General features: G+C 62.3%; 23 protein-coding genes. 17 read left to right on the forward strand and 6 right to left on the reverse strand.

The window, feature by feature from the left end; all coding sequences use genetic code 11:
* Positions 1-15: 15 nt before the first annotated feature.
* The 4 genes from LLW23_RS10720 (at position 16) to LLW23_RS10735 (ending at position 3,627) form a co-directional block, all read left to right on the forward strand.
* A complete protein-coding gene (locus LLW23_RS10720) occupies positions 16-735 on the forward strand; it encodes a cytochrome b/b6 domain-containing protein (protein ID WP_228945373.1) in 720 nt (239 codons plus the stop codon).
* Positions 728-1,429: a VIT1/CCC1 transporter family protein gene (locus tag LLW23_RS10725; protein ID WP_228945375.1), complete on the forward strand. Its 702-nt coding sequence runs from the start codon at positions 728-730 to the stop codon at positions 1,427-1,429. Before LLW23_RS10720 ends, LLW23_RS10725 begins: the two co-directional genes overlap by 8 nt.
* Before the next feature lie 106 nt (positions 1,430-1,535).
* Positions 1,536-2,072 carry a hypothetical protein gene (locus LLW23_RS10730; RefSeq protein ID WP_228945377.1) on the forward strand — a complete coding sequence of 179 codons (537 nt, stop codon included), beginning with the start codon at positions 1,536-1,538 and terminating at the stop codon, positions 2,070-2,072.
* 436 nt (positions 2,073-2,508) lie between these two features.
* Positions 2,509-3,627, forward strand: a complete 1,119-nt coding sequence (locus LLW23_RS10735; RefSeq protein ID WP_228945379.1) for a PD-(D/E)XK nuclease family protein — start codon at positions 2,509-2,511, stop codon at positions 3,625-3,627.
* A gap of 74 nt (positions 3,628-3,701) precedes the next feature.
* On the opposite strand, the gene LLW23_RS10740 is transcribed toward LLW23_RS10735, so the two are convergent.
* The 3 genes from LLW23_RS10740 to LLW23_RS10750 all read right to left on the reverse strand — a co-directional run bounded on the left by LLW23_RS10740 (position 3,702) and on the right by LLW23_RS10750 (position 8,554).
* Positions 3,702-4,385 carry a site-specific integrase gene (locus LLW23_RS10740; RefSeq protein WP_228945381.1) on the reverse strand — a complete coding sequence of 228 codons (684 nt, stop codon included), beginning with the start codon at positions 4,383-4,385 and terminating at the stop codon, positions 3,702-3,704.
* Between the two features lie 337 nt (positions 4,386-4,722).
* Positions 4,723-5,151 (reverse strand): response regulator transcription factor, encoded by a 429-nt coding sequence (locus LLW23_RS10745; protein ID WP_228945383.1) that lies wholly within the window; start codon positions 5,149-5,151, stop codon positions 4,723-4,725.
* A 79-nt stretch (positions 5,152-5,230) separates the two neighbouring features.
* Positions 5,231-8,554 carry a PAS domain-containing protein gene (locus LLW23_RS10750; RefSeq protein ID WP_228945385.1) on the reverse strand — a complete coding sequence of 1,108 codons (3,324 nt, stop codon included), beginning with the start codon at positions 8,552-8,554 and terminating at the stop codon, positions 5,231-5,233.
* Positions 8,555-8,912: 358 nt separating this feature from the next.
* On the opposite strand from LLW23_RS10750, the gene LLW23_RS10755 reads away from it, so the two are divergent.
* From LLW23_RS10755 to LLW23_RS10785, 7 genes are all read left to right on the forward strand, one after another.
* Entirely contained in the window at positions 8,913-9,764 is an 852-nt protein-coding gene (locus LLW23_RS10755) for a TorF family putative porin (RefSeq protein WP_408641946.1), read from the forward strand.
* Between the two features lie 104 nt (positions 9,765-9,868).
* On the forward strand, positions 9,869-9,958 hold the full coding sequence (kdpF, locus tag LLW23_RS10760) for a K(+)-transporting ATPase subunit F (RefSeq protein WP_228945387.1): 90 nt from the start codon (positions 9,869-9,871) through the stop codon (positions 9,956-9,958).
* A 14-nt stretch (positions 9,959-9,972) separates the two neighbouring features.
* Positions 9,973-11,676 carry a potassium-transporting ATPase subunit KdpA gene (kdpA, locus tag LLW23_RS10765; protein WP_228945389.1) on the forward strand — a complete coding sequence of 568 codons (1,704 nt, stop codon included), beginning with the start codon at positions 9,973-9,975 and terminating at the stop codon, positions 11,674-11,676.
* A gap of 11 nt (positions 11,677-11,687) precedes the next feature.
* Entirely contained in the window at positions 11,688-13,715 is a 2,028-nt protein-coding gene (kdpB, locus tag LLW23_RS10770) for a potassium-transporting ATPase subunit KdpB (protein ID WP_228945391.1), read from the forward strand.
* A gap of 12 nt (positions 13,716-13,727) precedes the next feature.
* Complete coding sequence (gene kdpC, locus LLW23_RS10775; protein WP_228945393.1) at positions 13,728-14,300, forward strand: potassium-transporting ATPase subunit KdpC; 573 nt, start codon at positions 13,728-13,730, stop codon at positions 14,298-14,300.
* Complete coding sequence (locus LLW23_RS10780) at positions 14,297-16,963, forward strand: sensor histidine kinase (RefSeq protein WP_228945395.1); 2,667 nt, start codon at positions 14,297-14,299, stop codon at positions 16,961-16,963. Before kdpC ends, LLW23_RS10780 begins: the two co-directional genes overlap by 4 nt.
* Complete coding sequence (locus tag LLW23_RS10785) at positions 16,963-17,637, forward strand: response regulator transcription factor (protein ID WP_228945397.1); 675 nt, start codon at positions 16,963-16,965, stop codon at positions 17,635-17,637. The genes LLW23_RS10780 and LLW23_RS10785 overlap by 1 nt, the downstream gene beginning before the upstream one ends.
* Before the next feature lie 219 nt (positions 17,638-17,856).
* On the opposite strand, the gene LLW23_RS10790 is transcribed toward LLW23_RS10785, so the two are convergent.
* Together LLW23_RS10790 and LLW23_RS10795 are read right to left on the reverse strand one after the other, a co-directional pair.
* On the reverse strand, positions 17,857-18,663 hold the full coding sequence (locus LLW23_RS10790; protein ID WP_228945399.1) for a hypothetical protein: 807 nt from the start codon (positions 18,661-18,663) through the stop codon (positions 17,857-17,859).
* Between the two features lie 70 nt (positions 18,664-18,733).
* Positions 18,734-19,825, reverse strand: a complete 1,092-nt coding sequence (locus LLW23_RS10795) for an acyltransferase family protein (protein ID WP_228945400.1) — start codon at positions 19,823-19,825, stop codon at positions 18,734-18,736.
* A gap of 246 nt (positions 19,826-20,071) precedes the next feature.
* Between LLW23_RS10795 and LLW23_RS17540 the strand changes: the two genes are divergently transcribed.
* From LLW23_RS17540 to LLW23_RS10820, 6 genes are all read left to right on the forward strand, one after another.
* Positions 20,072-20,203, forward strand: a complete 132-nt coding sequence (locus LLW23_RS17540) for a hypothetical protein (protein ID WP_270049231.1) — start codon at positions 20,072-20,074, stop codon at positions 20,201-20,203.
* 32 nt (positions 20,204-20,235) lie between these two features.
* Positions 20,236-20,454, forward strand: coding sequence for a hypothetical protein (locus tag LLW23_RS10800; protein WP_228945402.1), 219 nt, complete (start codon positions 20,236-20,238; stop codon positions 20,452-20,454).
* Positions 20,455-20,736: 282 nt separating this feature from the next.
* On the forward strand, positions 20,737-20,994 hold the full coding sequence (locus LLW23_RS10805; protein ID WP_228945404.1) for a DUF4214 domain-containing protein: 258 nt from the start codon (positions 20,737-20,739) through the stop codon (positions 20,992-20,994).
* A 404-nt stretch (positions 20,995-21,398) separates the two neighbouring features.
* On the forward strand, positions 21,399-21,623 hold the full coding sequence (locus tag LLW23_RS10810) for a hypothetical protein (protein WP_228945406.1): 225 nt from the start codon (positions 21,399-21,401) through the stop codon (positions 21,621-21,623).
* Between the two features lie 102 nt (positions 21,624-21,725).
* Positions 21,726-21,968: a hypothetical protein gene (locus tag LLW23_RS10815; protein WP_228945408.1), complete on the forward strand. Its 243-nt coding sequence runs from the start codon at positions 21,726-21,728 to the stop codon at positions 21,966-21,968.
* 129 nt (positions 21,969-22,097) lie between these two features.
* The gene (locus tag LLW23_RS10820; protein ID WP_228945410.1) at positions 22,098-22,733 is read left to right on the forward strand and encodes a glutathione S-transferase family protein; all 636 of its coding nucleotides are present in this window, start codon (positions 22,098-22,100) and stop codon (positions 22,731-22,733) included.
* A 57-nt stretch (positions 22,734-22,790) separates the two neighbouring features.
* Here the strand turns inward: LLW23_RS10820 and LLW23_RS10825 are convergent, their stop codons facing one another.
* Positions 22,791-23,009, reverse strand: coding sequence for a hypothetical protein (locus LLW23_RS10825; protein ID WP_228945412.1), 219 nt, complete (start codon positions 23,007-23,009; stop codon positions 22,791-22,793).
* Positions 23,010-23,088: the final 79 nt, after the last annotated feature.

The raw sequence follows: 23,088 nt of genomic DNA on the forward strand, positions 1-23,088 counted from the left end.
GAAAGGAGATCGAGCATGACCGGTATAACGATCGCAGCAGCGCCCGGAGTCAAAACCATCAAGGTCTGGGATCTTCCCGTCCGCCTGTTCCACTGGCTGCTGGTCGCGACCATCCTCGTCGCGTTTCTCTCCGCCGAGGAAGGCAGCCCCCTTTCCGCCTGGCACATCCCAGCCGGTTGGATCGCAGCGGTCCTGATCGCCTTCCGCCTGGTGTGGGGCCTTGTCGGTGGCGAGCATGCGCGGTTTGCCGATTTCCTCAAGCCTGGGCGCATCGGTCACCATCTTGCGGGTCTCTTCTCGGGCAGACCGGAGCGCTCGATCGGGCATAACGCCCTTGGCGGGGTGGCAATCATCGCGCTGCTCGGGACGGTCGCTGGCATCATCTACACCGGTGCGACGATGCGGGGCGATACCGGCGAGGAACTGCACGAAGCACTCGGCAACATCCTGCTCGGCCTGATCGCGCTGCACGTCGTTGCCGTCATCGCGATGTCGATGCTCACCAGGGACAATCTGATCGCGGCGTTCATCACCGGGCGCAAGCGTGCCGATCTGCATCCGGGCGTCCCCGATGCGCGCGCGCCCATCAATCTCGCCATCCCTGTCGCGATAGTGGCCATCGGGGGTGCCGCTTACGGCATCACATCGATCGATCCGCTCGCTTTCAACTCTGGTGCGCATAGCGAGGCCGGTGAAGCGGAGGGCGGCGAAACAGGCGGGGGCGACGATGACTAGAATGGCGGTCCACCGCGAACGTCATCTCGTCTCGCGCATCGGCTGGCTTCGTGCCGCGGTGCTTGGGGCGAACGACGGGATCGTCTCTACGGCAAGCCTCATCATCGGCGTGGCAGCGGCTGCGGCAAAGCCCGGCGACATCCTGATTGCCGGTGCCGCAGGGCTTGTCGCGGGTGCGATGTCGATGGCGGCAGGCGAATACGTCTCTGTCAGTTCACAGTCCGATACCGAGCAGGCCGATCTGGCGCGCGAACGGGCCGAGCTGGCGGATGACGTCGACGCCGAGATCGCAGAACTTGCGGGCATCTACGTCAGGCGCGGCGTTGATCCGGAAACCGCCGACACGGTGGCGCGGCAGTTGATGGCGAAAGACGCGCTCGCGGCACACGCCCACGACGAACTCGGAATTTCTGATATGACGACGGCGCGGCCGATCCACGCTGCCCTGACTTCGGCTGCGACCTTTACGGCGGGCGCTGCCCTGCCGCTGGCGATGGTGTTTGTCGCGCCCAGCGAGTGGCTGGTCACGATCGTCGCCGCAGCATCTTTGCTGTTCCTTGCTTTACTTGGAAGCATTGGCGCACGCGCGGGTGGTGCACCGATTGCCGCCGCTACGGCTCGTGTCACTTTCTGGGGCGCGCTGGCGATGGCGCTGACGGCGGGGATCGGGATGCTGGTCGGCACGGCGGTGTGATCGCCAACCCAGCCTACTCGTCGCCGCCGTCAGGATCGCGTCGGACCGAAGCCCTGGTCGGCGCATAGCGGCGGGGGATAGACTTAGCACTGCGTTTCAGAAGCAGTTGTCACTCAGCCTGTGCCGCAAAATCGACGGTTACACCCCGGAATTCAGTTCACGAGCAGCAGGGCCGGTCAAAATGATCAAACCACAGACGATGAAGCAGATCCGCCGCGTCCACTATTACGTCGGTGTGTTCTTCACCCCGGCGATTCTGCTGTTTGCACTCAGCGGCGCGCTGCAGACGTTCCGACTGCAGGAAGAAAAGGGTTATGGCGGGACGCCGCCGGCGTGGATTGTCTGGATGGCGAGCGTGCATAAAGACTCATCGACGCCGCGAAATCAAAGCACGGAGCACAGGGATGAGCGCCCTGTTGCAAAGACGATCGAAAAGGTCGGGCCGACCGCAAACGTTCCGCCGGCAAAACCAGCGCCCTCCCGGCTGCCGATGCGAATCTTCGTAGCCTTGTTATCAATCGGGCTTATCGTATCGTCATTGCTCGGCTCTATGATCGCGCTGAACAACAAGACGACGCGGCGCACGTCGATCCTGATGCTCGGAGCCGGAACGATCCTGCCGCTGCTGCTAATGATGGGCTAGCGATATCGCCGAGCAGCATTAACGCTCGTTTCAAGTGGCGTCAGGGTGGTCGGTGCGCGACGGCGGCTCGTAGGCGGGAAGGACTTAAATCGAATGCATCAGGCTCGCGGCACGCAGATTTTCCAAAAATCTGAGTGCCCATCTTTGTCCCCTATGGGGCCGCTTACAGGACTCGAACCTGTGACCCCCGCATTACGAATTCCTGTCTTGCACCCTTAATAGTCGTTATAATTCAGATGGTTGTGAGGGTCTGACGTTCATCCCTAGGTTCAACCCACGCCCTTCCCAGCTGTATGGAATATCCCATCGATACAGTTGCCTGCTGAAAGGCCCTTCGCCGGGAGAAGACGCAAAACTCGACCTGCGCTAGACCCGGAACTCCGGTAGGGGTACGAGATCCGTAGGGCAGCAATCGTCCTCGTTGGGGAACGTCCAAATGCCCAGCCTGTATAGCCGGCTCTTTACCTATCGCGAGCGGCGCGACCGAAGCCCCTTGGAGGACTTTTTAACCGAGGGGCTCGCCGACCTGCTGAACCGGTTTCCGGAGCCTCTCGCTCGAAGCGTTGTCTCCTTTTTGCTTTCGAACAATGCTGAGGCAATCGCGAACGTTGGAAAGCGATGGCGCTGCGGCGCATCGGTTATTTGGACGACCCAAAAAATCATCGACGGCGGACGGATTCTAGATCTCTTGCTGGAGATTGATGGGATGCCCATCATGGTAGTCGAGAACAAGATTGGTGCTGGATTCCAGCACCACCAGCCCGATCCCGAACAAGCAGATGGTTCAGGCGTCCAGCATCAACTGGCCACCTACGGACACTGGCTCGCACGAGAGACGGATGCAGAGTGGGGAGGAGCGCTAGTTCTCCTCACTCACTGGACCCCCGCCCCCGCCGACTTCGCACGCGGGGCCGAAGTTTTTGGGTGCAGATACCGCAGTACGATCCGATGGGCAGAGCTCTCGCGGTGGTTGAAGCGGTCCTCGGAGAGCGCTGAGCATGGAGAATCGGACTGGGCGCGCCTGTCGGCGGAGATGAACTCTTTTCTGAAGGAGCAAAAGATGGATAGCGAGTTGGCGACCGGGCAAGACCTAGCTGCTTTACGGATTTACGTAGCGTCAGCTGACAGGGTTCGAAATTCGGTAGAGAGCATCTGGGAAGGTGCAAAGTCTTTCTGGCGGCCGATATGTCAAAATGCAGCTGTTCCTATTGAGGTGTCAACGGCCTATGGCTGCGTCTGGAAGTACCGTTATTTAGCTCGATCGGACCTGAGAAGTAGCTACTTGGCTGTCGGCATTCGATACCCAGACATTGGAAGCTACTCGTCCGATTTTTCTACGGATGGTGGACCATATTTTTTCGTCGAGATTGGTTCTGACGATGATGGCTCTGCTGTAAACGACTTAGCCTTACCCGACGGTTGGCTCGTGCGGGATGACATGCGAATGGCAACTCTTCCATTACGTGAACTGTCGTCGCACGCTGAGCTACAGGTCGCTGAGGCAGAAAAATGGGTCCGCAGTCGCTTGGGTGAGGTAGTAAGTGCACTCACGTAAAAAAATATAGGTCGCAAGGTGCCCTCCGGTGACCTGGGGGTCACTGGAGAGCTAGCTTGGTCTGCTTTGCAGTTTTAAGCGGCAGCAGCACTGATTTTTAGGTTAGCCGCTCCTGCCTCTACAATCGCCATAAGACGGCTGTTCGAGACATGAGAATAGCGCGCAGTGCTTGCGTGTGACTGATGCCCTAAAACCTTCCCGAGGCTATGAAGATCGAAACCTGCGTCAATAGCCGATGACGCGAAAGTATGTCTTAAATCGTGGATCCTGGTGTCTGGCAGCTTGGCTTCTGCTCGCGCGGTCTGCCAAGCATGCTTAATGGTCGTAAGATGCTTGGTTGGATCGGACGTGTTTGGGAACAGGTATTTACCGCCGTCGACCTTGGGTATGAGTTCTATCATCTCGATCGCTGCGGCGCTTAGGAGCCTCGAACTAACGACCGGTTTCGACGACGGTCGCATGAACGATGCGAGGGCCAACGCCCTCATGAAGCCGCCCGCCGTTCCTTGCGAAAGCCGTCCCAGCTCGGACCCACGTGGGTTCTCAAGCCAAAGCCCCTTCGCCTCAGCCGCCGCCGTTTCCCTTGTGGAAGTGCCATAAAGAAGGTGGTGCACCACTTTCTTTATAGCACTTCCAGCAGGAAACCGGGGCTGAGGCGAAAAGGCTTCGGCTTTGAAGCGCACGTAAGTCCTGGCTGGAATAGCTTTCAGTAAGGAGGCGGGCGGTTTCATGAATGCGTCGGCCCTGGCATCGATCATGCACGGAGAGTTAGGCGTACCAAGGCGCAATGGAGCGCGCTGATAAGGTCGACTCGGATGCGCTAGGTCTAGATCGAGATGCTACCCAAGCACGACACTCGCCGGCATTAAAGAGCTAACCCCGGCGGTGCCCGGTTCGGCCTGCAAGGCTCTTATTCAGCGCGGGTTTGCGAGGCTGTCTACTTCTACGGCTTCGCTGCCTAAAACACCCTTGCCATTGTTGGCGGCAAATAAAGAATGATCGTTATTCGGCGACAATCATCTCGATTGCGCCAGTGCGAGTGAGACCACTAGGAAGCCGGGCGCCGATCGCCCCATAACGCTAGCAGCGCAGAGCTCAGCTCGGACGATATTGCCCGAAGCCGGCTTGTCGGCGGTGCGGTGTCGGGGAGGTCTTGGCCTTTTTTGCCAGTAGCTCATCAACCCTGAAGAGCAGTTCGGCCGGGTCGAACGGCTTCGTCATGTAATCGTCTGCACCTTCGTAATATCCGAGATCGACATCCTTGCCGCTCGTCCGTCCCGTTAGGAGCAGGACCGGTAGCTCGCAGAATTCGATCGAATTGCGCAATTCGCGCAGCACCAGCAGCCCGCTGAGGCCGGGCATGTTGCAATCGAGAATCACCAGATCGGGTTGTCTCGCGCGAATCGCGTTGAGCGCGTCGCGCCCGTCCGGCAAAACCCCGGCGGCGTGGCCGCCGGCGATGAGCGCCTCACAGGCGATCTCACCCACAATCTCGTCGTCTTCCGCGATGATGATCCGCGCCATGTTTGATCCAACTCCGCTGATGTCGATGTAACCCGCCACCGCGAACGTCATAATGCTAGGAAAAGATTAACATCTTGACTCAGGCCGCCGCCAGAAGCGCCGCCAGCGCATCGGGCAACTTGTTGTCGCGCTCCGCACCGCTCCATGTGCGCATGCCAAGTTCCAGATCGCGCGCGCGCTCGCCCAAGGCCGGATCGCCGAACATCGCCGCCGTTCCGGCAAGTTTGTGCATCATCTCCGCCAGCTCCGTGAAATCGACATGCTCGAAGCTGCCAGACCGAAGCAAGGCGCCGATCGTCTCCAGCGCGTCGTTTCGGCGTCTCGCATAGCGTTCGCGGACATTCGCGCTCAGCGCCGGAATGGTCGCGGCGGGCCTGACGGTCAGCTCGGTCCATCGAGTCAGCGCCGAGCGAAGCTCGTCCAGATGAACCGGCTTGGCGAGATGGGCTTGCATTCCGGCATCGAGGCAGATCGCGATATCATCGGCATAGGCATTGGCAGTCAGGGCGACGATCGGCAGCCGATCAGCGGCGATGCCGCTGTCGCGAATGGCGCGGGTCGCATCGATGCCACCAAGCACCGGCATCTGCATGTCCATCAGCACGATGGCATAAGGATTGCCGGCAACAGCGGCGTCGCGGACCATCGTCACGGCTTGTGCGCCATCGGCGGCGATGTCGCAGTGGTAGCCAAGCTGCCGCAGCATGGCGCTCATCAGCAACTGATTCACGTCGTGATCCTCCGCAACCAGGACTCGTTTGGCGTTCTCGTCCGTGGATACTGCAGCAATCGGTTCAGCGGTCGATGTGACATGACGGGCGGCTGCGCGGCGCTCGACGGCAGCTTCCAGCGGCAGCGTCAAATAGAAGCGGCTCCCTTCGCCCGGCGCGCTTTCCAGCTTCACCGAGGCGTTCATCAGACGCGCCAGCTGAACGCTGATTGCAAGGCCGAGCCCGGTGCCGCCGAATCTCGAGACGATGCCGCTGTCGGCTTGGACGAATTGTTCGAAGATCGCCTCCTGACGGCTCGCATCGATGCCGATGCCGGTATCTTCGACCGCGATGATCACCTCGGACCCGACCCCTGACCATGCGCGCAACGAGACGCTGCCGCGTTCGGTGAATTTGATCGCATTCCCGAGCAGGTTGAGCACGATCTGCCGCAGGCGCAGGCCATCTCCCATCACCAAGGGCGGTAACGTCGATGAGAGATCGATCTCGCCGCGCAGCCCCTTCTTTGCGATGGCAGGGGCGACGAGCTTCATGCAGGCGTTGAGCGCATGCGTGAGATCGAATGGCTCGTGCGCGATCTTCATCTGATTGGCCTCGACCTTGGATAGGTCGAGAATGTCGTTGAGCAAGCGCATCATCGCACGACCCGAGTCAGCGATCAGTTCGACCTGCTTGCGCTGTTCGGGGTGCAGATCGCTTTCGCGAAGCAGCTCGGTGAAGCCGATGACGCCGTTCATCGGCGTGCGGATCTCGTGGCTCATGTTCGCGAGGAAGTTCGCTTTCGCGCTTACTGCCGCCTCGGCCTGCAGGCGTGCTTCGCGAAGCTCGTCGTCGGCACGGACCTGGTCGGTTACGTCGCGACATACCGAAACGACGCGCGGCGAATCCTGGTACGCGGCAATGCGCGCGGAAACGTCGATCCAGACGTACACCCCATCCTTCCGTCGCATCCGGAAGCGCAGCGTGACCACTTCACCGGCCGGCCGCGATCTCAGCTCGCTCCATTGCCGGTCAAGCAGGGCACGATCCTCGACCGGCGCATAATGATACGGTGTGGTCCCAATCATCTCATCGGGCGCATAGCCGAGCACATTGCGTGACGAGGGCGAGACGAAGACCAGTCTTCCCTGTTCGTCGGTGATGACGATGAGATCGCTCGCTTCTTCGCTGATTAGGCGATATTGCGCGTCTTGCGCATGCCGCTGGGCCTCAGCCGTCACCTGCTCGGTAACGTCCTGCAAAACGCCGAACAGACCGATCGGCACGCCATCCGGATCAAGTTCAATTTCGGCGCGTGTGAGGACATGGACGATTGCACCGTCCGATCGGATGACACGTGACCGCGAGGTGAATCCCGTCGCGCTCGCCAGTGCTTCCGTGACAGTCGCTTTGACATGATCGATGTCGTCCGGGTGGTACACGGCCAGCGCGGCTTCGAGCGTCGGCTCGACCCCCGGCGCGAAGCCGTAGATGCGCAGGATTTCCTCGGACCAGAACATCTTGCGGGTGGTACGATCCAGCCGCCAATGACCGAGCTGCCCCATCGCTTCGGCCATCGTCAGCAAGCGATTGCTTTCGCTGACGCGCCGACTGGCCTCAAGAAGAGCAATTTCGGATTCAACCGCCGGTGTTACGTCCTGCAACACACCGAACAATGCGCTGATCGTGCCGGTCTCGGACCGCTCCACGCGCCCCCGCGTGACGATGTGACGAACCGAACCGTCCCGGTTGATGAGTCGCGCTTTCAGATCGAAGTCAGCACCTTGCGAAATTGAACGATCAAGCGCTTGCATGACGCGCGCGCGGTCGTCTGGATGATATGCCGCGACGGCCTCATCCACGGTCGGTACGTGGTCAGCCGGAACGCCGTGGATCGAGCATACGACTTCGGACCAGAACAGACGCTTTTCGGCGACATCGAGCCGCCAGTGGCCGATTTGCGCGACGGTTTCGGTCATCGTGAGCAGCCGGTTCGCCTCGCCCAGCGTGACCAATGCCGAACGTGACACCGTCTCCGCCTGCTCGAGCTTGGCATTGTCGCACTCGAGCTGCGCGATCGCCGCCGCCAGCATCCGCATGCGCCGGCGACGATCGAAGAATGCGGCGCCTGCCAGCACGATCGCGAGCGCGAGGCTGGCGATCACGACAACGCGGGCGATCGCCTGGAGCCGGGTCGATTTGCTAAGTCGACGGCGGAGTAGGCGATCTTCGGCTTGCCGAAACTGGGTGAGCGTCTCTCGAATGATCTGCGTGGCCGATTGGGGCGTCTTGCCACGCACTCCGATGCCCGCCGCAGACGGGATCGACTGACTGGTGAGCGTCATATCGACGCAGCGTCGTAGCTGGAGAAGGCGAGCGTGATGGTCAGGATTGTCACGCGTCTGCTGCGCCAGTTTCTCGACCGCAACTGAGAGGTTCCGACGACCACCGGCAAGGCCGGAAGCGTCGTCACCTTGCTTGGGAATCGCATACCTGCGCTGCTCCACCTCAATCAGCGTCGTGGCCATTTCTACGCGGTCGAGGAGAGCCTTCACCGTAAAGGTGTGCCGGACCCAGCTATCGGCGGTTCGCTGTTGCCGGTTCAGCCACACCGCCGATATGCCGCAGCAAATCAGCAGCGCAAAACCAAGCACCAAAATGGTTCGCGTGATCCAAGGCGTTCGACCTACCATATCGCGCTTCCCAGCCTGATCATCGATCAGGCTTAGCGGCGATTTGCTTAACTAGTTGTGCGTCAGGTCATCTCCCTGGAGGCCGCTCCCGTTCGATTCGCGGCGCGCCGCCGCAAGAAGACGCGGCTGGCAGACGGCCCGTGACGCCGCTGGGCTCCCCGATTTACGGGCTCACGACCTGGCTCCTGAGGCGCGGTTCTGAGTTGCCAACGGTGTCCCCGCTATACGCAAAACATATGCGGAATGCCGGGAATCGCGCTCGAATAGCTATCGCGGCCGGCCTTATTTGACGTCCCACTATTCGCTGCGTCGGCGTCATTTCCCGCGGCCGCGAGCGGTAGCGTGGAGACCAAGTACCGTGCCGATCCGATATATTACCGCCGCCGTTGCGGCGACTTTTGCCTCCGCCAGCGCCACGCTGGCGCAATCGACGGACACTTCCTCCCCGCCCGTCACGGTCAGTGGATCGGCAACGATCGCGTCCGACTACCGCTTTCGCGGCGTGTCGCAGACTGATCGCGAGATGACGGTCCAAGGCGGCGTCACCGTCGCTCACGACAGCGGGGTCTACGCCGGCTTGTGGGGATCGAACCTCGCAGGCTGGGGAACGTTCGGCGGGGCGAATGCGGAGCTCGATCTGATCGCAGGCTACCGCACAAAGCTAAGCGACAGCGCGACGCTCGACCTCGGCGCGGTCTGGTACATGTATCCCGGCGGCGCGGACAAAACCGACTTCGTCGAACCCTTCGCCAAGCTGACGGGAACGACTGGCCAAGCGACACTGACCGCCGGCGTCGCTTATGCCCCGAAGCAGGAGGCGCTGGGCCGCTGGTATTTCACTGGTGCCGATGCCGCCGCCGGGGTCTTCAACGATCCGGGCGCGAAGGACGATAACCTCTACCTCTGGGGCGACGCGTCGGTCGGCGTTGCCGGCACGCCGCTGACCGCCAAGGCACATCTCGGCTATTCGGATGGCAATCCGGGGCTTGGCCCGAACGCAACTAGCGTCGCACCGACGGGGCGTTATTGGGACTGGTCGGTCGGTCTCGACGCGGGCTGGCACGGGCTGGTGCTGGGCGTCGCCTATGTCGGGACAGACATCTCGGATCGCGACGCCGCTTATCTGCGGCCAAGCTTCAGCAAGGGACAGGACGGCACCGGTAATATCGCCGGCGGCACCGCGCTCGTCTCGCTGACCGCTGCGTTCTGAGGGGACCGCGATGCAAGACATGATCTGGCTGTCGATCCTCGGCGGGCTGGTGGCGCTGACGCTCGCCTACGCCCGCCTGTGCGACCGCGCGTGAGGAGCCCGCGATGACCATCGACCTCTGGCTCGCCGCGCTCTGCGCCGCCGGGCTGCTCGCCTATCTAGTGGCGGTCCTCCTCCGCCCCGAACGCTTCTAGAAAGGAGCGATCCAATGACCATTCAGGGTTGGGGCCTAATCCTCGCCTTCGTCGCCGCGCTGCTGGCGCTCGCCAAGCCGACCGGCTTGTGGCTGTTCGCGCTATACGAAGGACGCCGCACGCCGTTGCATGCAGTGCTCGGCCCCGTCGAGCGCGGCTTCTACGCTCTTGCCGGGGTCGATCCCGCGCAGGAGCAGGGCTGGCGTCGTTATGCCGTGCACATGCTGGCATTCAATGTTGCGATGCTGGCGCTAACTTATGCGGTGCTGCGATTGCAGGGGATGCTGCCGCTCAATCCGCTGGGCCGCGACGGCATTGGCGCGGACGGTGCGTTCAACACCGCCATCAGCTTCACCACCAACACCAATTGGCAATGGTATTCTGGCGAGGCCGCGCTGTCGAACCTCAGCCAGATGCTGGCGCTGACCGTACAGAACTTCACCAGTGCGGCGACTGGCATTGCGCTGGCCTTCGCGCTGTTCCGTGGCTTCGCGCGACGCGAGGCGGCGGCGATCGGCAATTTCTGGGCCGATATGACGCGGGTGACATTGTATCTGCTGCTGCCGGTCTGCGTCGTCTACGCGCTGTTCCTGGTCGCGAGCGGCGTGCCGCAGACGCTGGCCGGATCGATCGACGTCACCACATTGGAAGGTGTTCGTCAGACGCTCGCGCTCGGGCCGGTTGCCAGTCAGGAAGCGATCAAGATGCTCGGCACCAATGGTGGCGGGTTCTTCAACGCCAATTCGGCGCATCCGTTCGAGAACCCCGGCGCGCTGACGAACTTCGTGCAGATGCTGTCGATCTTCGTGATCGGCACCGGGCTGACGTGGACGTTTGGCAAGGCGGTCGGCGACACGCGTCAGGGGTGGGCGATCCTTAGCGCAATGATGCTGCTGTTCCTGGCGGGGGTCGGCATCACCTATGCGCAGGAAGCTGCGGGCAATCCCGTGCTGCACGGGCTCGGCGTTGCTGGCGGCAACATGGAAGGAAAAGAGGTCCGCTTTGGCATCGCCGCGAGCGCGCTGTTCTCGGTCGTCACCACCGCGGCGTCGTGCGGCGCGGTCAACGCGATGCACGACAGCTTTACGCCATTGGGCGGCATGATCCCGCTGCTGAACATCCAACTGGGCGAGGTGGTGATCGGCGGCGTCGGGGCGGGCATCTACGGCTTCCTGCTGTTCGCGATCCTGGCGGTGTTCGTCGCCGGGCTGATGGTTGGGCGCACGCCCGAATATGTCGGCAAGAAGATCGAGGCGCGCGAGGTGAAGCTGGCGGTGCTCGCGATCGCCATCCTGCCGCTGTTCATCCTCGGCGGAACGGCACTGTCGGTGGTGGGCGAGGCCGGGCTCGCCGGCCCGCTCAACAAGGGGCCGCACGGGTTCAGCGAGATCCTTTACGGCTTCACCAGCGCGGTCGGCAACAACGGCTCGGCCTTCGCCGGGCTCACCGCCGGCACGCCCTGGTACAACGGCCTGCTGGGAGTCGCGATGTGGTTCGGGCGGTTCTTCGTGATCGTGCCGATGCTGGCGATCGCCGGCAGCCTAGCGGCCAAGCGCCACACCCCTAGCGGCGCGGGATCGTTCCCGACCACCGGCGGCCTGTGGATCGGCCTGCTCGTCGGCATCATCCTGGTGCTCGGCGGCCTCACCTTCCTGCCGAGCCTCGCGCTCGGTCCCATCGCCGATCATCTAGCGATGATCCGCGGCCAGCTTTCGTAAGGGACGCCGTCATGGCCAACGCCCAAAGCCTGTTCACCGCCGACCTGATCGTGCCTGCGATCGGCGGCGCCTTTCACAAACTCGATCCGCGCCAGTTGATCCGCAACCCCGTCATGTTCACGACGGCGGTGGTCGCGATACTGGTGACTGTGCTGCTCCTCATCGGGCAGGATGATCTTTCCACCGGCTTCAAGCTGCAGCTCGCCGGATGGTTGTGGCTGACCGTTCTGTTCGGCACGTTCGCCGAAGCGCTCGCCGAAGGACGCGGCAAGGCGCAGGCGGCAAGCTTGCGCGATACCAAGGCCGAGTTGAAGGCCAAGCGATTGATCGGCGTCGGCGATACCTGGGAACTGGTTCCAGCGACGCGCCTCTCGGTCGGCGACGTCGTGGTGGTTGAAACTGGGGACCTGATCCCGTCCGACGGCGACGTGGTCGCGGGCGTCGCGTCGGTGAACGAAGCGGCAATCACCGGTGAAAGCGCGCCGGTGATCCGTGAAGCCGGCGGTGACCGGTCGGCGGTCACCGCGGGCACGCGCGTCATCTCCGATGCGATCCACGTCCGCGTGACGGTCGAGCCGGGCCAGGGCTTCCTTGATCGGATGATCGCGCTGGTCGAAGGCGCGGAGCGGCAGAAGACGCCTAACGAAGTCGCGCTGACGATCCTGCTCGTCGGGCTGACGATCATCTTCCTGATCGCGGTCGGGACGATTCCCGGCTTCGCGTCGTACGCAGGCGGATCAATCCCCGTCGTCGTGCTGGCGGCGCTGTTCATCACGCTGATCCCGACGACGATCGCCGCGCTGCTGTCGGCGATCGGCATCGCGGGCATGGACCGGCTGGTGCGGTTCAACGTGCTCGCGAAGTCAGGCCGTGCGGTCGAGGCGGCCGGCGACATCGACGTGCTGCTGCTCGACAAGACCGGCACGATCACGATCGGCGACCGTCAGGCGAGCGAGTTCCGACCGGTCGGCGGCGCGAGCGTCGAGGAATTGGCCGATGCCGCGCTGTTCGCCAGCCTGGCGGACGAAACGCCAGAGGGCCGCTCGATCGCTGCCCTAGCCCGTGACCGCTACAGCCTGTCGCGCGAATTGCCTTCCGACGCCGAGGTCATTCCCTTCACCGCGCAGACCCGCGTCTCGGGCGTGCGCACCGCTGACATGCTCGTACAGAAAGGTGCGGTAGATTCGATTCTGCGCGCCAATCCAGGCTCCGGCGAAACCGCCGCTGCGACCGAGTTGCGCCGCATCACCGACGAGATCGCCCGCGCCGGTGGCACGCCGCTGGCGGTAGCGAAGGACGGGCGGCTGCTCGGCGCGATCTTCCTCAAGGACGTGGTCAAGGCCGGTATCCGTGAACGCTTCGGCGAATTGCGCGCGATGGGCATCCGCACCGTCATGATCACCGGCGACAATCCGCTGACCGCTGCAGCCATCGCCGCCGAGGCCGGGGTCGACGATTTCCTCGCTCAGGCCACGCCCGAGGACAAATTGGAGCTGATCCGCAAGGAACAGCAGGGCGGACGGCTGGTCGCGATGTGTGGCGATGGCACCAATGATGCACCCGCGCTCGCCCAGGCCGATGTCGGCGTCGCGATGAACACCGGCACGCAGGCCGCGCGCGAGGCAGGCAACATGGTCGACCTCGACAGCGACCCGACCAAGCTGATCGAGGTCGTGGGCCTAGGCAAGCAATTGCTGATGACGCGCGGGAGCCTCACGACCTTTTCGGTCGCCAACGACGTCGCCAAGTATTTCGCGATCATCCCGGCGATCTTCGTCGCGCTCTATCCTGGTCTCGGCGTACTCAATGTGATGGGGCTATCGAGCCCGACCAGCGCGATCCTAGCCGCGATCATCTTCAATGCGCTGGTCATCCCTGCGCTGGTGCCGCTGGCGCTCAAGGGCGTCGCCTATAAGCCGATGGGCGCCGGGCCGCTGCTAGCGCGCAATCTCGGCATTTACGGCCTTGGCGGCCTCGTCGCGCCGTTCATCGGCATAAAGCTGATCGACCTCGTGGTCGCCGGCCTCGGACTTGCGTAAGGAATTGGAACGATGAATCAGGATTTCACTTCGGCACTGCGCCCGGCGATCGTCATGACGTTGTTGCTGACCGGGCTGCTCGGCCTGGCCTATCCGCTGGCGATCACAGGCGTCGGGCAGGCGCTGTTTGCCCACCAGGCGAACGGCAGCCTGATCGAGCGCGACGGCCGCGTCATCGGGTCGACTGTCGTCGGCCAGGCCTTTGCCAGCGACCGCTACTTTCAGACGCGTCCGTCGGCGGCCGGCAGTGGCTATGATGGTCTGGCATCGAGCGGATCGAACCTTGGCCCAACGAGCCAGGCCCTCGCCGATCGCGTCGCCGCCGATGTCGCGACGCGGCGTGCGCAGGGTGTGACCGGACCACTTCCCGCCGACCTCGTCACCGCGAGCGGATCGGGGCTCGATCCCGACCTGTCGCCCGCCGCCGCGCTGGTGCAGGTGCCCCGTATTGCGCGCGCGCGCGGGCTTGCCCAAAGTCGGGTGCGCGCGCTGGTGGAGGCCGCAATCGAACGCCCGCTGCTCGGCGAGCCGCATGTCAACGTGCTCGCGCTCAATCGCGCGGTTGATGCCGCGGGAGGCCGATGAACGCACCCCGGCCCGATCCCGAGGCCCTGCTGCGCCACGCGGCGCAGGAGGGGCGCGGGCGGCTCAAGATTTTCCTCGGCGCCGCGCCCGGCGTCGGCAAGACGTTCGAGATGCTATCCGAGGGACAGGCGCGGCGCCGCGAGGGCGTCGATCTTGTAGTCGGTGTGGTCGAGACGCATGGCCGCGCAGAGACTGAGGCGCTGACCCGCGGGCTGGAAATCGTGCCCCGCCGCGCCGTGCCGCATGAGAGCCACGTCCTACACGAGATGGACCTGGACGCGGTACTGGCGCGCGCGCCGCGGCTGGTGCTGGTCGACGAGCTTGCACACAGCAATGCTCCCGGCAGTCGCCACCCCAAACGCTACCAGGACGTCGAGGAACTGCTCGCGGCGGGGATCGACGTCTATTCGACGATCAACATCCAGCATGTCGAAAGCCTCAACGACATCGTCGCCGGCTTCACCCGGGTCCGCGTCCGCGAGACCGTCCCCGACCGCGTACTGGAAGCTGCCGACATCGAGGTCGTCGATATCCCGCCCGACGAGCTGATCGAGCGGCTGAAAGCCGGCAAGGTCTATCTGCCGCACGAGGCGACGCGTGCGCTTGACCACTTTTTTTCGAAATCAAACCTGTCGGCGCTGCGCGAACTGGCGCTGACGCGGGCGGCGCAAGCGGTCGATGCGCAGATGCTCGACCATGTCCGCGCTATGGGTCTCGGTGGTACCTGGGCAGGCGCAGAGCGGATCGTCGTTGCGATCAACGAGCTAGCTGGGGCGGATGGCCTTGTCCGCGCGGCCAAGCGGGTCGCGGATGCCATGCGTGGCCCATGGACGGCTCTGTTCATCGAAACGCCGCGTGTTGCGGGTTTCGTCGATGCCCAGCATGCGCGGGTCGCCGCGACGATGACACTGGCGACGCAGCTCGGTGCGACGGTCGCCGTCGTACCGGCCGCCACCGTGGTCGATGGGATCAAGGCGTTCCTCGTCGATGCGCGCGCCACCCAACTGGTGGTCGGCAAATCGCAGCGATCGCGCTGGTTCGAGTGGCGTCACGGCTCGGTTGTCGACCGGCTGGTGCGCGAGACGCCGAGTGTCGCGGTTCATGTCCTCCCGATCGACGCCGACCACGCAGCGCCGATCGCTGAACGCCAACGCAGCGCGGTTTGGGGATCGTCCGGTGGCTATGTCCTGACCACGGCGATGGTCGCCGGCATTACGGCGGTCGCCAGCGCACTGTTCCAAGTGCTCAACCTCGGCAATGTCGCGCTGTTATACCTCCTTCCGGTGATGGCAGCGGCAAGCCTTTACGGGCTGCGTACCGGGCTGTTCGCCGGCATCGCTTCCAGCCTAGCGTACAACTTCTTTTTCTTGCCGCCCACGGGCACGCTGACCGTCAGTAATCCGGAGAATGTCGTATCGATCTTCGTCCTGCTGGGCGTTGCCGTCGCGACCAGTCAGCTGACCTCTCGTGTGCGTTCCCAGGCCGACCTCGCCGCGTCGAGCGCGCGGACCAACGCAGCCCTGACCGGGTTCCTGCGCCGTCTGACCGAAATCAACGATCCTGAGACGATCGGCCGCGAAATCTGCGCCGAAATCGCGCGCGTTCTCGACACGCACACCATCCTTCTCGCACCGCAGACCAGCCGTGCGATGACATTGGAGGCCGCCGATGCCGAGGGATATTCGCTCGGCACGCTCGACTTTGCCGCGGCGCAGTGGGCCTATGACAATGCGATGGTCACCGGGCGAGGATCGGCGACGCTGACGGCATCGGACTGGGTCTTCCACCCGCTGGTCCATCGCGGTCGCACGCTCGCCGTTTTAGGCCTCGCGCGCGATGGCAGCGCCGATCCGGTGCGCGCCGACAGGCTGCCGCTGCTGACGAGCCTGCTCGACCAGGGCGCGCTCGTCCTCGAACGCATGCGGCTCGAGAGCGAGATGCGTGACGTCGAGACCGTCCGCACGCGCGACCGGCTGCGCGGCGCGCTGCTGTCCTCGGTCAGCCACGACTTACGCACGCCATTGACCGTGGTGCGCGCCGCGGCTGCCGAGCTGCGCCATGGCGTCACACCTGAGCTCGTCGCCACGATCGAGCAGGAGACCCGGCGGCTTGACCGCTTCGTTGCCAATTTGCTCGACATGGCGCGGATTGAATCCGGGGCGCTCAACCTCGCGATCGAGCCGATCGACCTCAGCGATGCCGTAGCTGGCGCATCGCACGACGCGCGCGCGGCTTTAACCGGGCACCCTATTCTTCTAGACGTTCCGCCTGTCCTGCCGCTGGTGCGCTGCGATCCACAATTGCTGCACCATTGCTTGCTGAACCTGCTCGACAATGCGGGGCGCTACGCCGATCCAGGCAGCGAGATCCGCATCGCGGGCGAAAATCGCCACGGTAACCTGCGGCTGTCGGTCATCGACACCGGCCCCGGGCTGCCGCCGGGCGAAGAACAGGCGGTCTTCGATACCTTCCGTCGCTTCGACGGATCGGATCGATCGACCGGCGGCACCGGCCTCGGCCTTGCGATCGTCAAGGCGTTCGCCGAGGGGATGGGACTGTCGGTCGAGGCGCGGAACCGTGACTCGGACGAAGGCGCAGTTTTTACACTCGTTTTTCCAGCGAGCGCAGTCGTCCGCACGACCGCCGGGGAAGGGGACATCTGATGGCGCTGGTCCTGGTCGTCGACGATGATGCCGCCATCCGCCGCCTGCTGCACCAGACGCTGGAGCGCGCGGGCTACAACGTGATCGACGCCGACGACGCACGTTCAGCGATGACGGCCGTCGATCATCACGATCCCGACGCTGTGCTGCTCGACCTCGGCCTGCCGGGCCGTGACGGGCTGGAACTCGTGCCGCTAATAGCCCGCCGACCGGCGACGGCGCTGCTGGTCGTCTCGGCCCGCGAAGGCACGGATGACAAGGTCGCTGCGCTCGACCTCGGCGCCGACGACTATGTCACCAAGCCGTTCGACAGCGAAGAGCTGCTCGCGCGACTACGCGTCGCGCTGCGGCGGCGCGATACGGTGACCGGACGACAGATTCAGGTGGGCGATCTTTCGATCGATCTTGCCGATCATCTCGTGCGGCGCCGCGGCACCGAGGTACACCTGACGCGCAAGGAATATGAGGTGCTGACGATGCTCGCCGAGCATCCGGGCCGGGTGGTGACGCACAGGCAGCTGCTGGAGCGGATTTGGGGCAAAGCCGATCCCCGCGTCGAATATCTGCGCATCGTAATCAGAAACCTCCGCCAGAAGATCGAGGCGCCGGATCCGATCGGTAGCCTGGTCCAGAACGAGCTGGGAATAGGGTATCGACTGAAGTGCGACACTTGAAGTGTTGCCTCGCTGAATAGCGGACGATGTCATGGATAAGGGTGCTCTTCGGATGGCGACCATTTCGCGCACCAGGGCCGGCTGCTCGCCGCGGCGCTGCCGGTGCCGATGCAGCAGGAGCATATTCGGTGTGCAGACCCCCGATATCCGCAGCTTCTCGGATGTCAGGCGGCGCGGCGACGTAGCTGCGCCTCGTCGTCGACCGTGAAGTGCCGAAGGTCAGCGCATCGTCACCGGCCAGCGATCAATCGACATTGTACCGATGCCGGACACCGGCTCAACGCCCAGTGCGATCCCGGACATCCACTCGTTACCACTAATGCGCCCCTTCTGCTGCAGCCAGCGTAGCACCGGCAGCATATCGAGCGTTCCGGTCATCGGCAGATCCTGCGGTTGCTCCGGCGCGATCATGCAGAATTTCTCGCCAATCCGCACCATCCAGCGCCGGCCCTGTTCATCGACGTACCGCCCGACCGGCGTTGCCGAGTCAAAATAGGCCCTAGTGTTAGGCGGCATATGGAAGAACCAACCGATCTCGATTACCTTCGCATGCACATTGGTGGTGCTCGATCGCAGGTAGAATTCGGTCAACACATTGCCATCGCCGAACCGGTTGGACAGGCGAAAACTGTAGCTCTGACGCAGTTCTTTGAGGTCGCGCACGCGGATCGGTGCAACCGGCTTTTCCGGCACACCGCCATCATAATTGCCGTACATCACGGCGTTATAGCCCCATACACCAAGGCCGAAGTGCGGCACCAGCGGCGGCCAGCGCCAATGCACGACGGATTTGTTCGGGAATTCGCTAAGGTTCAACACCACGGCGTCCGCATGCGGTGCCCATGGCTTCAAGATCGTAACCGTCTCGCCCGCCCACGGCATGGCGAAGGCGAAGAACCGGCCTTTGGTGAAGGGCGTCTTGGATGGGAGGACGATCTGGTCGGAGCCTGCTGACGGCCGGGTAGCCCAGATCGTCAAGGCCAGCCCAAGGAACACGACGAAGATGGCAATCGTCGCGATGCGCAACCACTTCACGTTTTAACTCCGGCGCTGCGATGGTGATGCCGTCGATCTGGTAAAATCGCGGGCGGGACGATCAATCAACCAGCGGCGGATGATCTGCGGATGCGTTTGCCGGATAGCGTCGCTTGGTCGCTCTGGTCAACAATGCCCGGGCGGCCGAAGTCAGTGGCACCTCACAGAAATAATAGGCGAATAGCCCAAGTGCGATCGATGCGGCGATGAGCAAGATGGCAATGGGCAGCGCCAAGGCGTCAGCGACGACGATCGGTGTCAATGTTGCCAGGATCAGCGGATGTACGAGGTAGAGGCTATAGCTGGACTTGCCCAATTGATCGAGAACGCCGATCCGTCGCCGGCTACTTGCGGGCTCGCAGATTATCGTGCCCATCACAATAAGGACCGCGAGCGGCGCGAAGAAAATGAATCTGGGCACAGCGGGGTCGAACAGCGCGAGCGCCAACAGCGCAGATACGATCGCGCCTATACCAAGAAGGCGAGGTGCGCGCATGATGATGCTTCTATAGCGGCCAATCACCATCCCGGCCACGAATTCTAGCGGCATCGGGCTGGTCATGCGGACAAGGATGGTGTTGTCCGGCGGCACGACAAGACGCAGGCTTGCGATTAGGATGAACAACGTGGCGATTACGATGATGCGCCGCGTGACTGGCACTCTGAGAAACGCCGCGAAAACTAGGTAGAAATAGATTTCGTAGTTCAGCGTCCACCCAGGCCCCAAAACCGGACTGATTTCATTTACGCGTGGATTGAAGTGAAAGATGAAGAACAATGACTTGAGCAGTTCATCGAACGAAGGAAGCAGCTGGCCGCGAACGTAAAGGATGGCGACCATGATCATGGTTGCCATCCAATAGAGCGGCGCAACCCGGGATAAGCGCGATATCATAAAGCTCTTGGGGTCGACCGGACGCCCCGAGGTGGACACGACCATCACAAAGCCACTGATGACGAAGAAGATGTCTACGCCGGAGGCGAGCCAATGCGCCCTGCCGTACTCCGTCACGAAATGCAGATCGTAGCCGACGTGGTACAGCACGATCATGAAGGATGCGACGCCGCGGAGATACTGAACGGAAATGAACACGCTGTCGTGACAGGTGCTTGGGACGTGGTCGTTAGCGCCAATTCCCCGGCGAAGCGTCATCCAGGCATCCTCCAATCGTCGTGCGGACCTGAGCGGCACGATTGTCTCGCCCCGCCGGCCGACATTCGGGCACACTAGCTGGAAAGGCGATCGAGGGCTTAAGGCTTGCGGTGGCGATTACCTAGGGTGCAATCCGCTCCCGGTCGTGTAGATGAGGATAAGGGTGGTCAATGATCACTCTGACGCTTCAGTACCATCGGCGGCGGCAATGCATTGGTCGGAACGTCGCTGCTCAAGGAGTGTAAGATGGCAAAAGGTCAGCAAAAGTCGAGCAAGGAGCTTCGCAAGCCGAAGGCCGAGAAGCCGCCGAAGCAGAACGCGTCGAACCCGTCGACCAAGGGGACGCCTGCCGAGCAATCGCCGGCACAGCGCAAGTGAAGTCGGTCGTAAGTCCAGGTGGAATTTAAGCTATGCGGTTTGTTCAAATCGAAATTGCGCCTTCAGGCAAGGCGCTGATTGATATCGACAAGCTTACCCATGCGGTGCCGCAGGAGCAGGGCACGCGGCTGTTCCTTGGCGCGCAGTATCTCGACGTGCCGCACTCGCTCGACGAACTGGAGAATGTTCTTGCGGGACGCGAGCGGACCAATGCCGGTGAAGGCGGCATGGCGGGTTTCCACGTGCGCTGAGGCGCGGAATGACCTTTGATACTGTTTAATGTCGTCCGCGGACATTGTTTATCAAGGCTACCGTCGAGCGCGTCAGCGCGTTTGACTCAACCTCGCACGCGCAGTTGTGCTGTACAGTTTCAAGCGTTGATTACCTAACAAGTTGCAGTCCGGAATTTTGCCGTTTGCAAGGTAAAAGCATATTACCACCGAAACGAATTTAATTCGACTTAGAATCTTCGAGCTGTTATTCGACTTATGCAATTGTAAATTAGAGTGACTGTTTCGGGGGGGGGTACGCTTTTGCTGAAGCCGCTTAAGGGCAAAGGGGCATCGATCGCGCGCGCGCTTGATTTCGGCGCGTCGGACGCGACCGCATTTGTTGACGTTTGCTATCATGCGATCCTGGGGCGTGCGCCGGATCAAAAGGGTTCGGCAAGCTACGCCGAAATGATCACGAGCGCCCCTGACCGGGAGACGCTGATCGCAGTCGTGCGCTCGATCGCAATGAGCGAGGAAGCGCGCGACTATCGTGAGCATCACTTGGCTTCACGGCGCTGACGGCCAGACTTACAGCGTGACGGCGTGAGCCAGAGAAGCCAGCGACACAGCCAAGAGCAACCCCAGGTTCAGCCACATCAACTGCTTTGAATTGTCGCTGTCACGCATTGCCTGAAATCCCGTTGAACGGGACGGCGCTACTGCGGACGCAGCGCTGTCGCGACGCACAGTCGCTTAAGAATCGACTAACCGGGCGAAGCCGAAACTTTCGTCTTGCCGCCAGGAAACACGATTTGGCGAACGAGTCGGGTGTCGGCATTAAAATAGATTGACTAAACAAGAATTCTACTCGCCTTCGAAAATTGATCTCGCGGCCTGATATTCATTGAATATTTAATCCATGTGGGCGAACCAACGAGCTATTTTCGCTCTACTCTCATGACCAGGCTTGGAGTCGTGGGACTATGGATACGACCGACGATCATACTTATTTTTCACGTCGCGCAGACCGTGAACTGGACATGGCGCAGCGTGCGACATCGCCCCAGGCGGTGAAGGCGCATTACGCGTTGGCGACCTTCTATCTTGGTCGCGTTCATGGCCTCCCGGATCGTCACGATCTGAAGGGTTTTCAGTTTCGGGCGGACAGCGGTGGCAACCCGGATGGCATCGCGTCTCACGAACATTGACGGTCCGGCGTTTTTTCCTCGTAGCGTCAGTGGTTTCTTTCGGCACGAAGCCACGCGGCGAACGTTGATGTCGGACAGCACCACGAAACTTTGGAGCCTATGATGTCCGACAAGCAACCAATGCAGGCGAGTGGAGCGGGCACGCCGCGAGATGGGCCCGAAAGCGATCGTGAGCCCAACGATCAAGACGGCGCATCGCAGGGCGGCGCCTATCCGAATCCGCACACTGGCAAGAAGGGTGGCCATTTCGACGGCGGCCAAACTGGGCAGGGCTATCATGGGACGGGGCAGCTCGGCGCCCAGAAGACCGGCGAGCAGCCGAATGCCGGGTCGACTGCGGAGTAGCTTGACGGGTACGCGCCGGCCGCGGCCGGCGGCGCTTGAAGGATACGACACATCGGTATAGCTCGATCACGAGGCGCAAGGCACGCCATCGCAACCGAAACACCTGTTTCGCGATCGAGAGGAAAGTCGATGCTCGTCGTCCACCATTTAGGACTATCGCAGTCAGAACGTATCGTCTGGTTGTGCGAAGAACTTGAGCTCGAATACGAACTTAAGCGATATGACCGCCGGGCCGACAATCGCCTCGCCCCGGACAAATACAAGTCTTTGCATCCGATGGGTGTCGCGCCGGTAATCACGGTGGACGACTTCGTGCTCGGCGAAAGCGGCGCGATCTGCGAATTCATCAACAGCCGCTTCGGGTCGGGGCGGCTGGCGCCAGCGCCATCGGATCCCGATTACCCGGAGCATCTCTTCTGGTTTCATTGGTCGAACGCGACCTACATGGCGACGAAGATGATGGGGATGGTGCTAGGATTGGGTGGTAGCGATCCGGGGCGCGTGCCGTTCGTCGCGGCGCGGGCGGATCGCAGCAGTGAGATGATGGAGCAGCGGCTGGGCACGGTGCCGTTCTTTGGTGGCCAGCATCTGACACTCGCCGATATCATGATGGTATACACACTCACGACATCGCGGGCGTTCGGCGGCGCGCCACTGACGGGCATGCCGAATGTTCAGGCTTACCTGCGACGCATTGCCGAGCGGGCAGCTTACCAGCGCGCGATGGCCAAAGCCGAGCCGGGCATGACGCCAATGATCGACTGATTCCGGCCACGCGATGCGTGTGTCCTCAGCCAACGAGGGCAGCGGCTGCTACGCGCGTCAGATCGTCGATAACGGATGAATGCTATCATGGCGGCTAGTCGAATAAGCCGTCATCACACTTTCAACCCGGCTTTCCACGCAATCCAAAGCATGGGCCAGTCGGGCAGAAATCAAGAGCTCCTCGGAGAGGTCCGATAAATCAATAATCTGCTTCAACTGATCACGGATAATACGCAGCGTTGCGAGCTTTTGATCATGCTGATTAATCGCGTCCACGTCGTGATCATGCGGCGTTGGGCAGTCGAAATCATTTACCTGTGTTAGCCGCAGTTTTGATGTATTGGGGTTGCGGTGC

This window comes from Sphingomonas radiodurans (assembly GCF_020866845.1).
In the GTDB taxonomy this organism is placed as follows: domain Bacteria; phylum Pseudomonadota; class Alphaproteobacteria; order Sphingomonadales; family Sphingomonadaceae; genus Sphingomonas; species Sphingomonas radiodurans.

What these genes read in the sequence shown, in the direction of transcription:
- LLW23_RS10720 (WP_228945373.1), top strand. Translation starts at nt 16, where the DNA reads ATGACCGGTATAACGATCGCAGCAGCGCCCGGAGTCAAAACCATCAAG.
- LLW23_RS10725 (WP_228945375.1), top strand. Translation starts at nt 728, where the DNA reads ATGACTAGAATGGCGGTCCACCGCGAACGTCATCTCGTCTCGCGCATC.
- LLW23_RS10735 (WP_228945379.1), top strand. Translation starts at nt 2,509, where the DNA reads ATGCCCAGCCTGTATAGCCGGCTCTTTACCTATCGCGAGCGGCGCGAC.
- LLW23_RS10740 (WP_228945381.1), bottom strand. Translation starts at nt 4,385, where the DNA reads ATGATCGATGCCAGGGCCGACGCATTCATGAAACCGCCCGCCTCCTTA.
- LLW23_RS10745 (WP_228945383.1), bottom strand. Translation starts at nt 5,151, where the DNA reads ATGGCGCGGATCATCATCGCGGAAGACGACGAGATTGTGGGTGAGATC.
- LLW23_RS10750 (WP_228945385.1), bottom strand. Translation starts at nt 8,554, where the DNA reads ATGGTAGGTCGAACGCCTTGGATCACGCGAACCATTTTGGTGCTTGGT.
- kdpF (WP_228945387.1), top strand. Translation starts at nt 9,869, where the DNA reads ATGACCATCGACCTCTGGCTCGCCGCGCTCTGCGCCGCCGGGCTGCTC.
- kdpA (WP_228945389.1), top strand. Translation starts at nt 9,973, where the DNA reads ATGACCATTCAGGGTTGGGGCCTAATCCTCGCCTTCGTCGCCGCGCTG.
- kdpB (WP_228945391.1), top strand. Translation starts at nt 11,688, where the DNA reads ATGGCCAACGCCCAAAGCCTGTTCACCGCCGACCTGATCGTGCCTGCG.
- kdpC (WP_228945393.1), top strand. Translation starts at nt 13,728, where the DNA reads ATGAATCAGGATTTCACTTCGGCACTGCGCCCGGCGATCGTCATGACG.
- LLW23_RS10780 (WP_228945395.1), top strand. Translation starts at nt 14,297, where the DNA reads ATGAACGCACCCCGGCCCGATCCCGAGGCCCTGCTGCGCCACGCGGCG.
- LLW23_RS10785 (WP_228945397.1), top strand. Translation starts at nt 16,963, where the DNA reads ATGGCGCTGGTCCTGGTCGTCGACGATGATGCCGCCATCCGCCGCCTG.
- LLW23_RS10795 (WP_228945400.1), bottom strand. Translation starts at nt 19,825, where the DNA reads ATGACGCTTCGCCGGGGAATTGGCGCTAACGACCACGTCCCAAGCACC.
- LLW23_RS17540 (WP_270049231.1), top strand. Translation starts at nt 20,072, where the DNA reads ATGGCAAAAGGTCAGCAAAAGTCGAGCAAGGAGCTTCGCAAGCCGAAG.
- LLW23_RS10800 (WP_228945402.1), top strand. Translation starts at nt 20,236, where the DNA reads ATGCGGTTTGTTCAAATCGAAATTGCGCCTTCAGGCAAGGCGCTGATT.
- LLW23_RS10810 (WP_228945406.1), top strand. Translation starts at nt 21,399, where the DNA reads ATGGATACGACCGACGATCATACTTATTTTTCACGTCGCGCAGACCGT.
- LLW23_RS10815 (WP_228945408.1), top strand. Translation starts at nt 21,726, where the DNA reads ATGTCCGACAAGCAACCAATGCAGGCGAGTGGAGCGGGCACGCCGCGA.
- LLW23_RS10820 (WP_228945410.1), top strand. Translation starts at nt 22,098, where the DNA reads ATGCTCGTCGTCCACCATTTAGGACTATCGCAGTCAGAACGTATCGTC.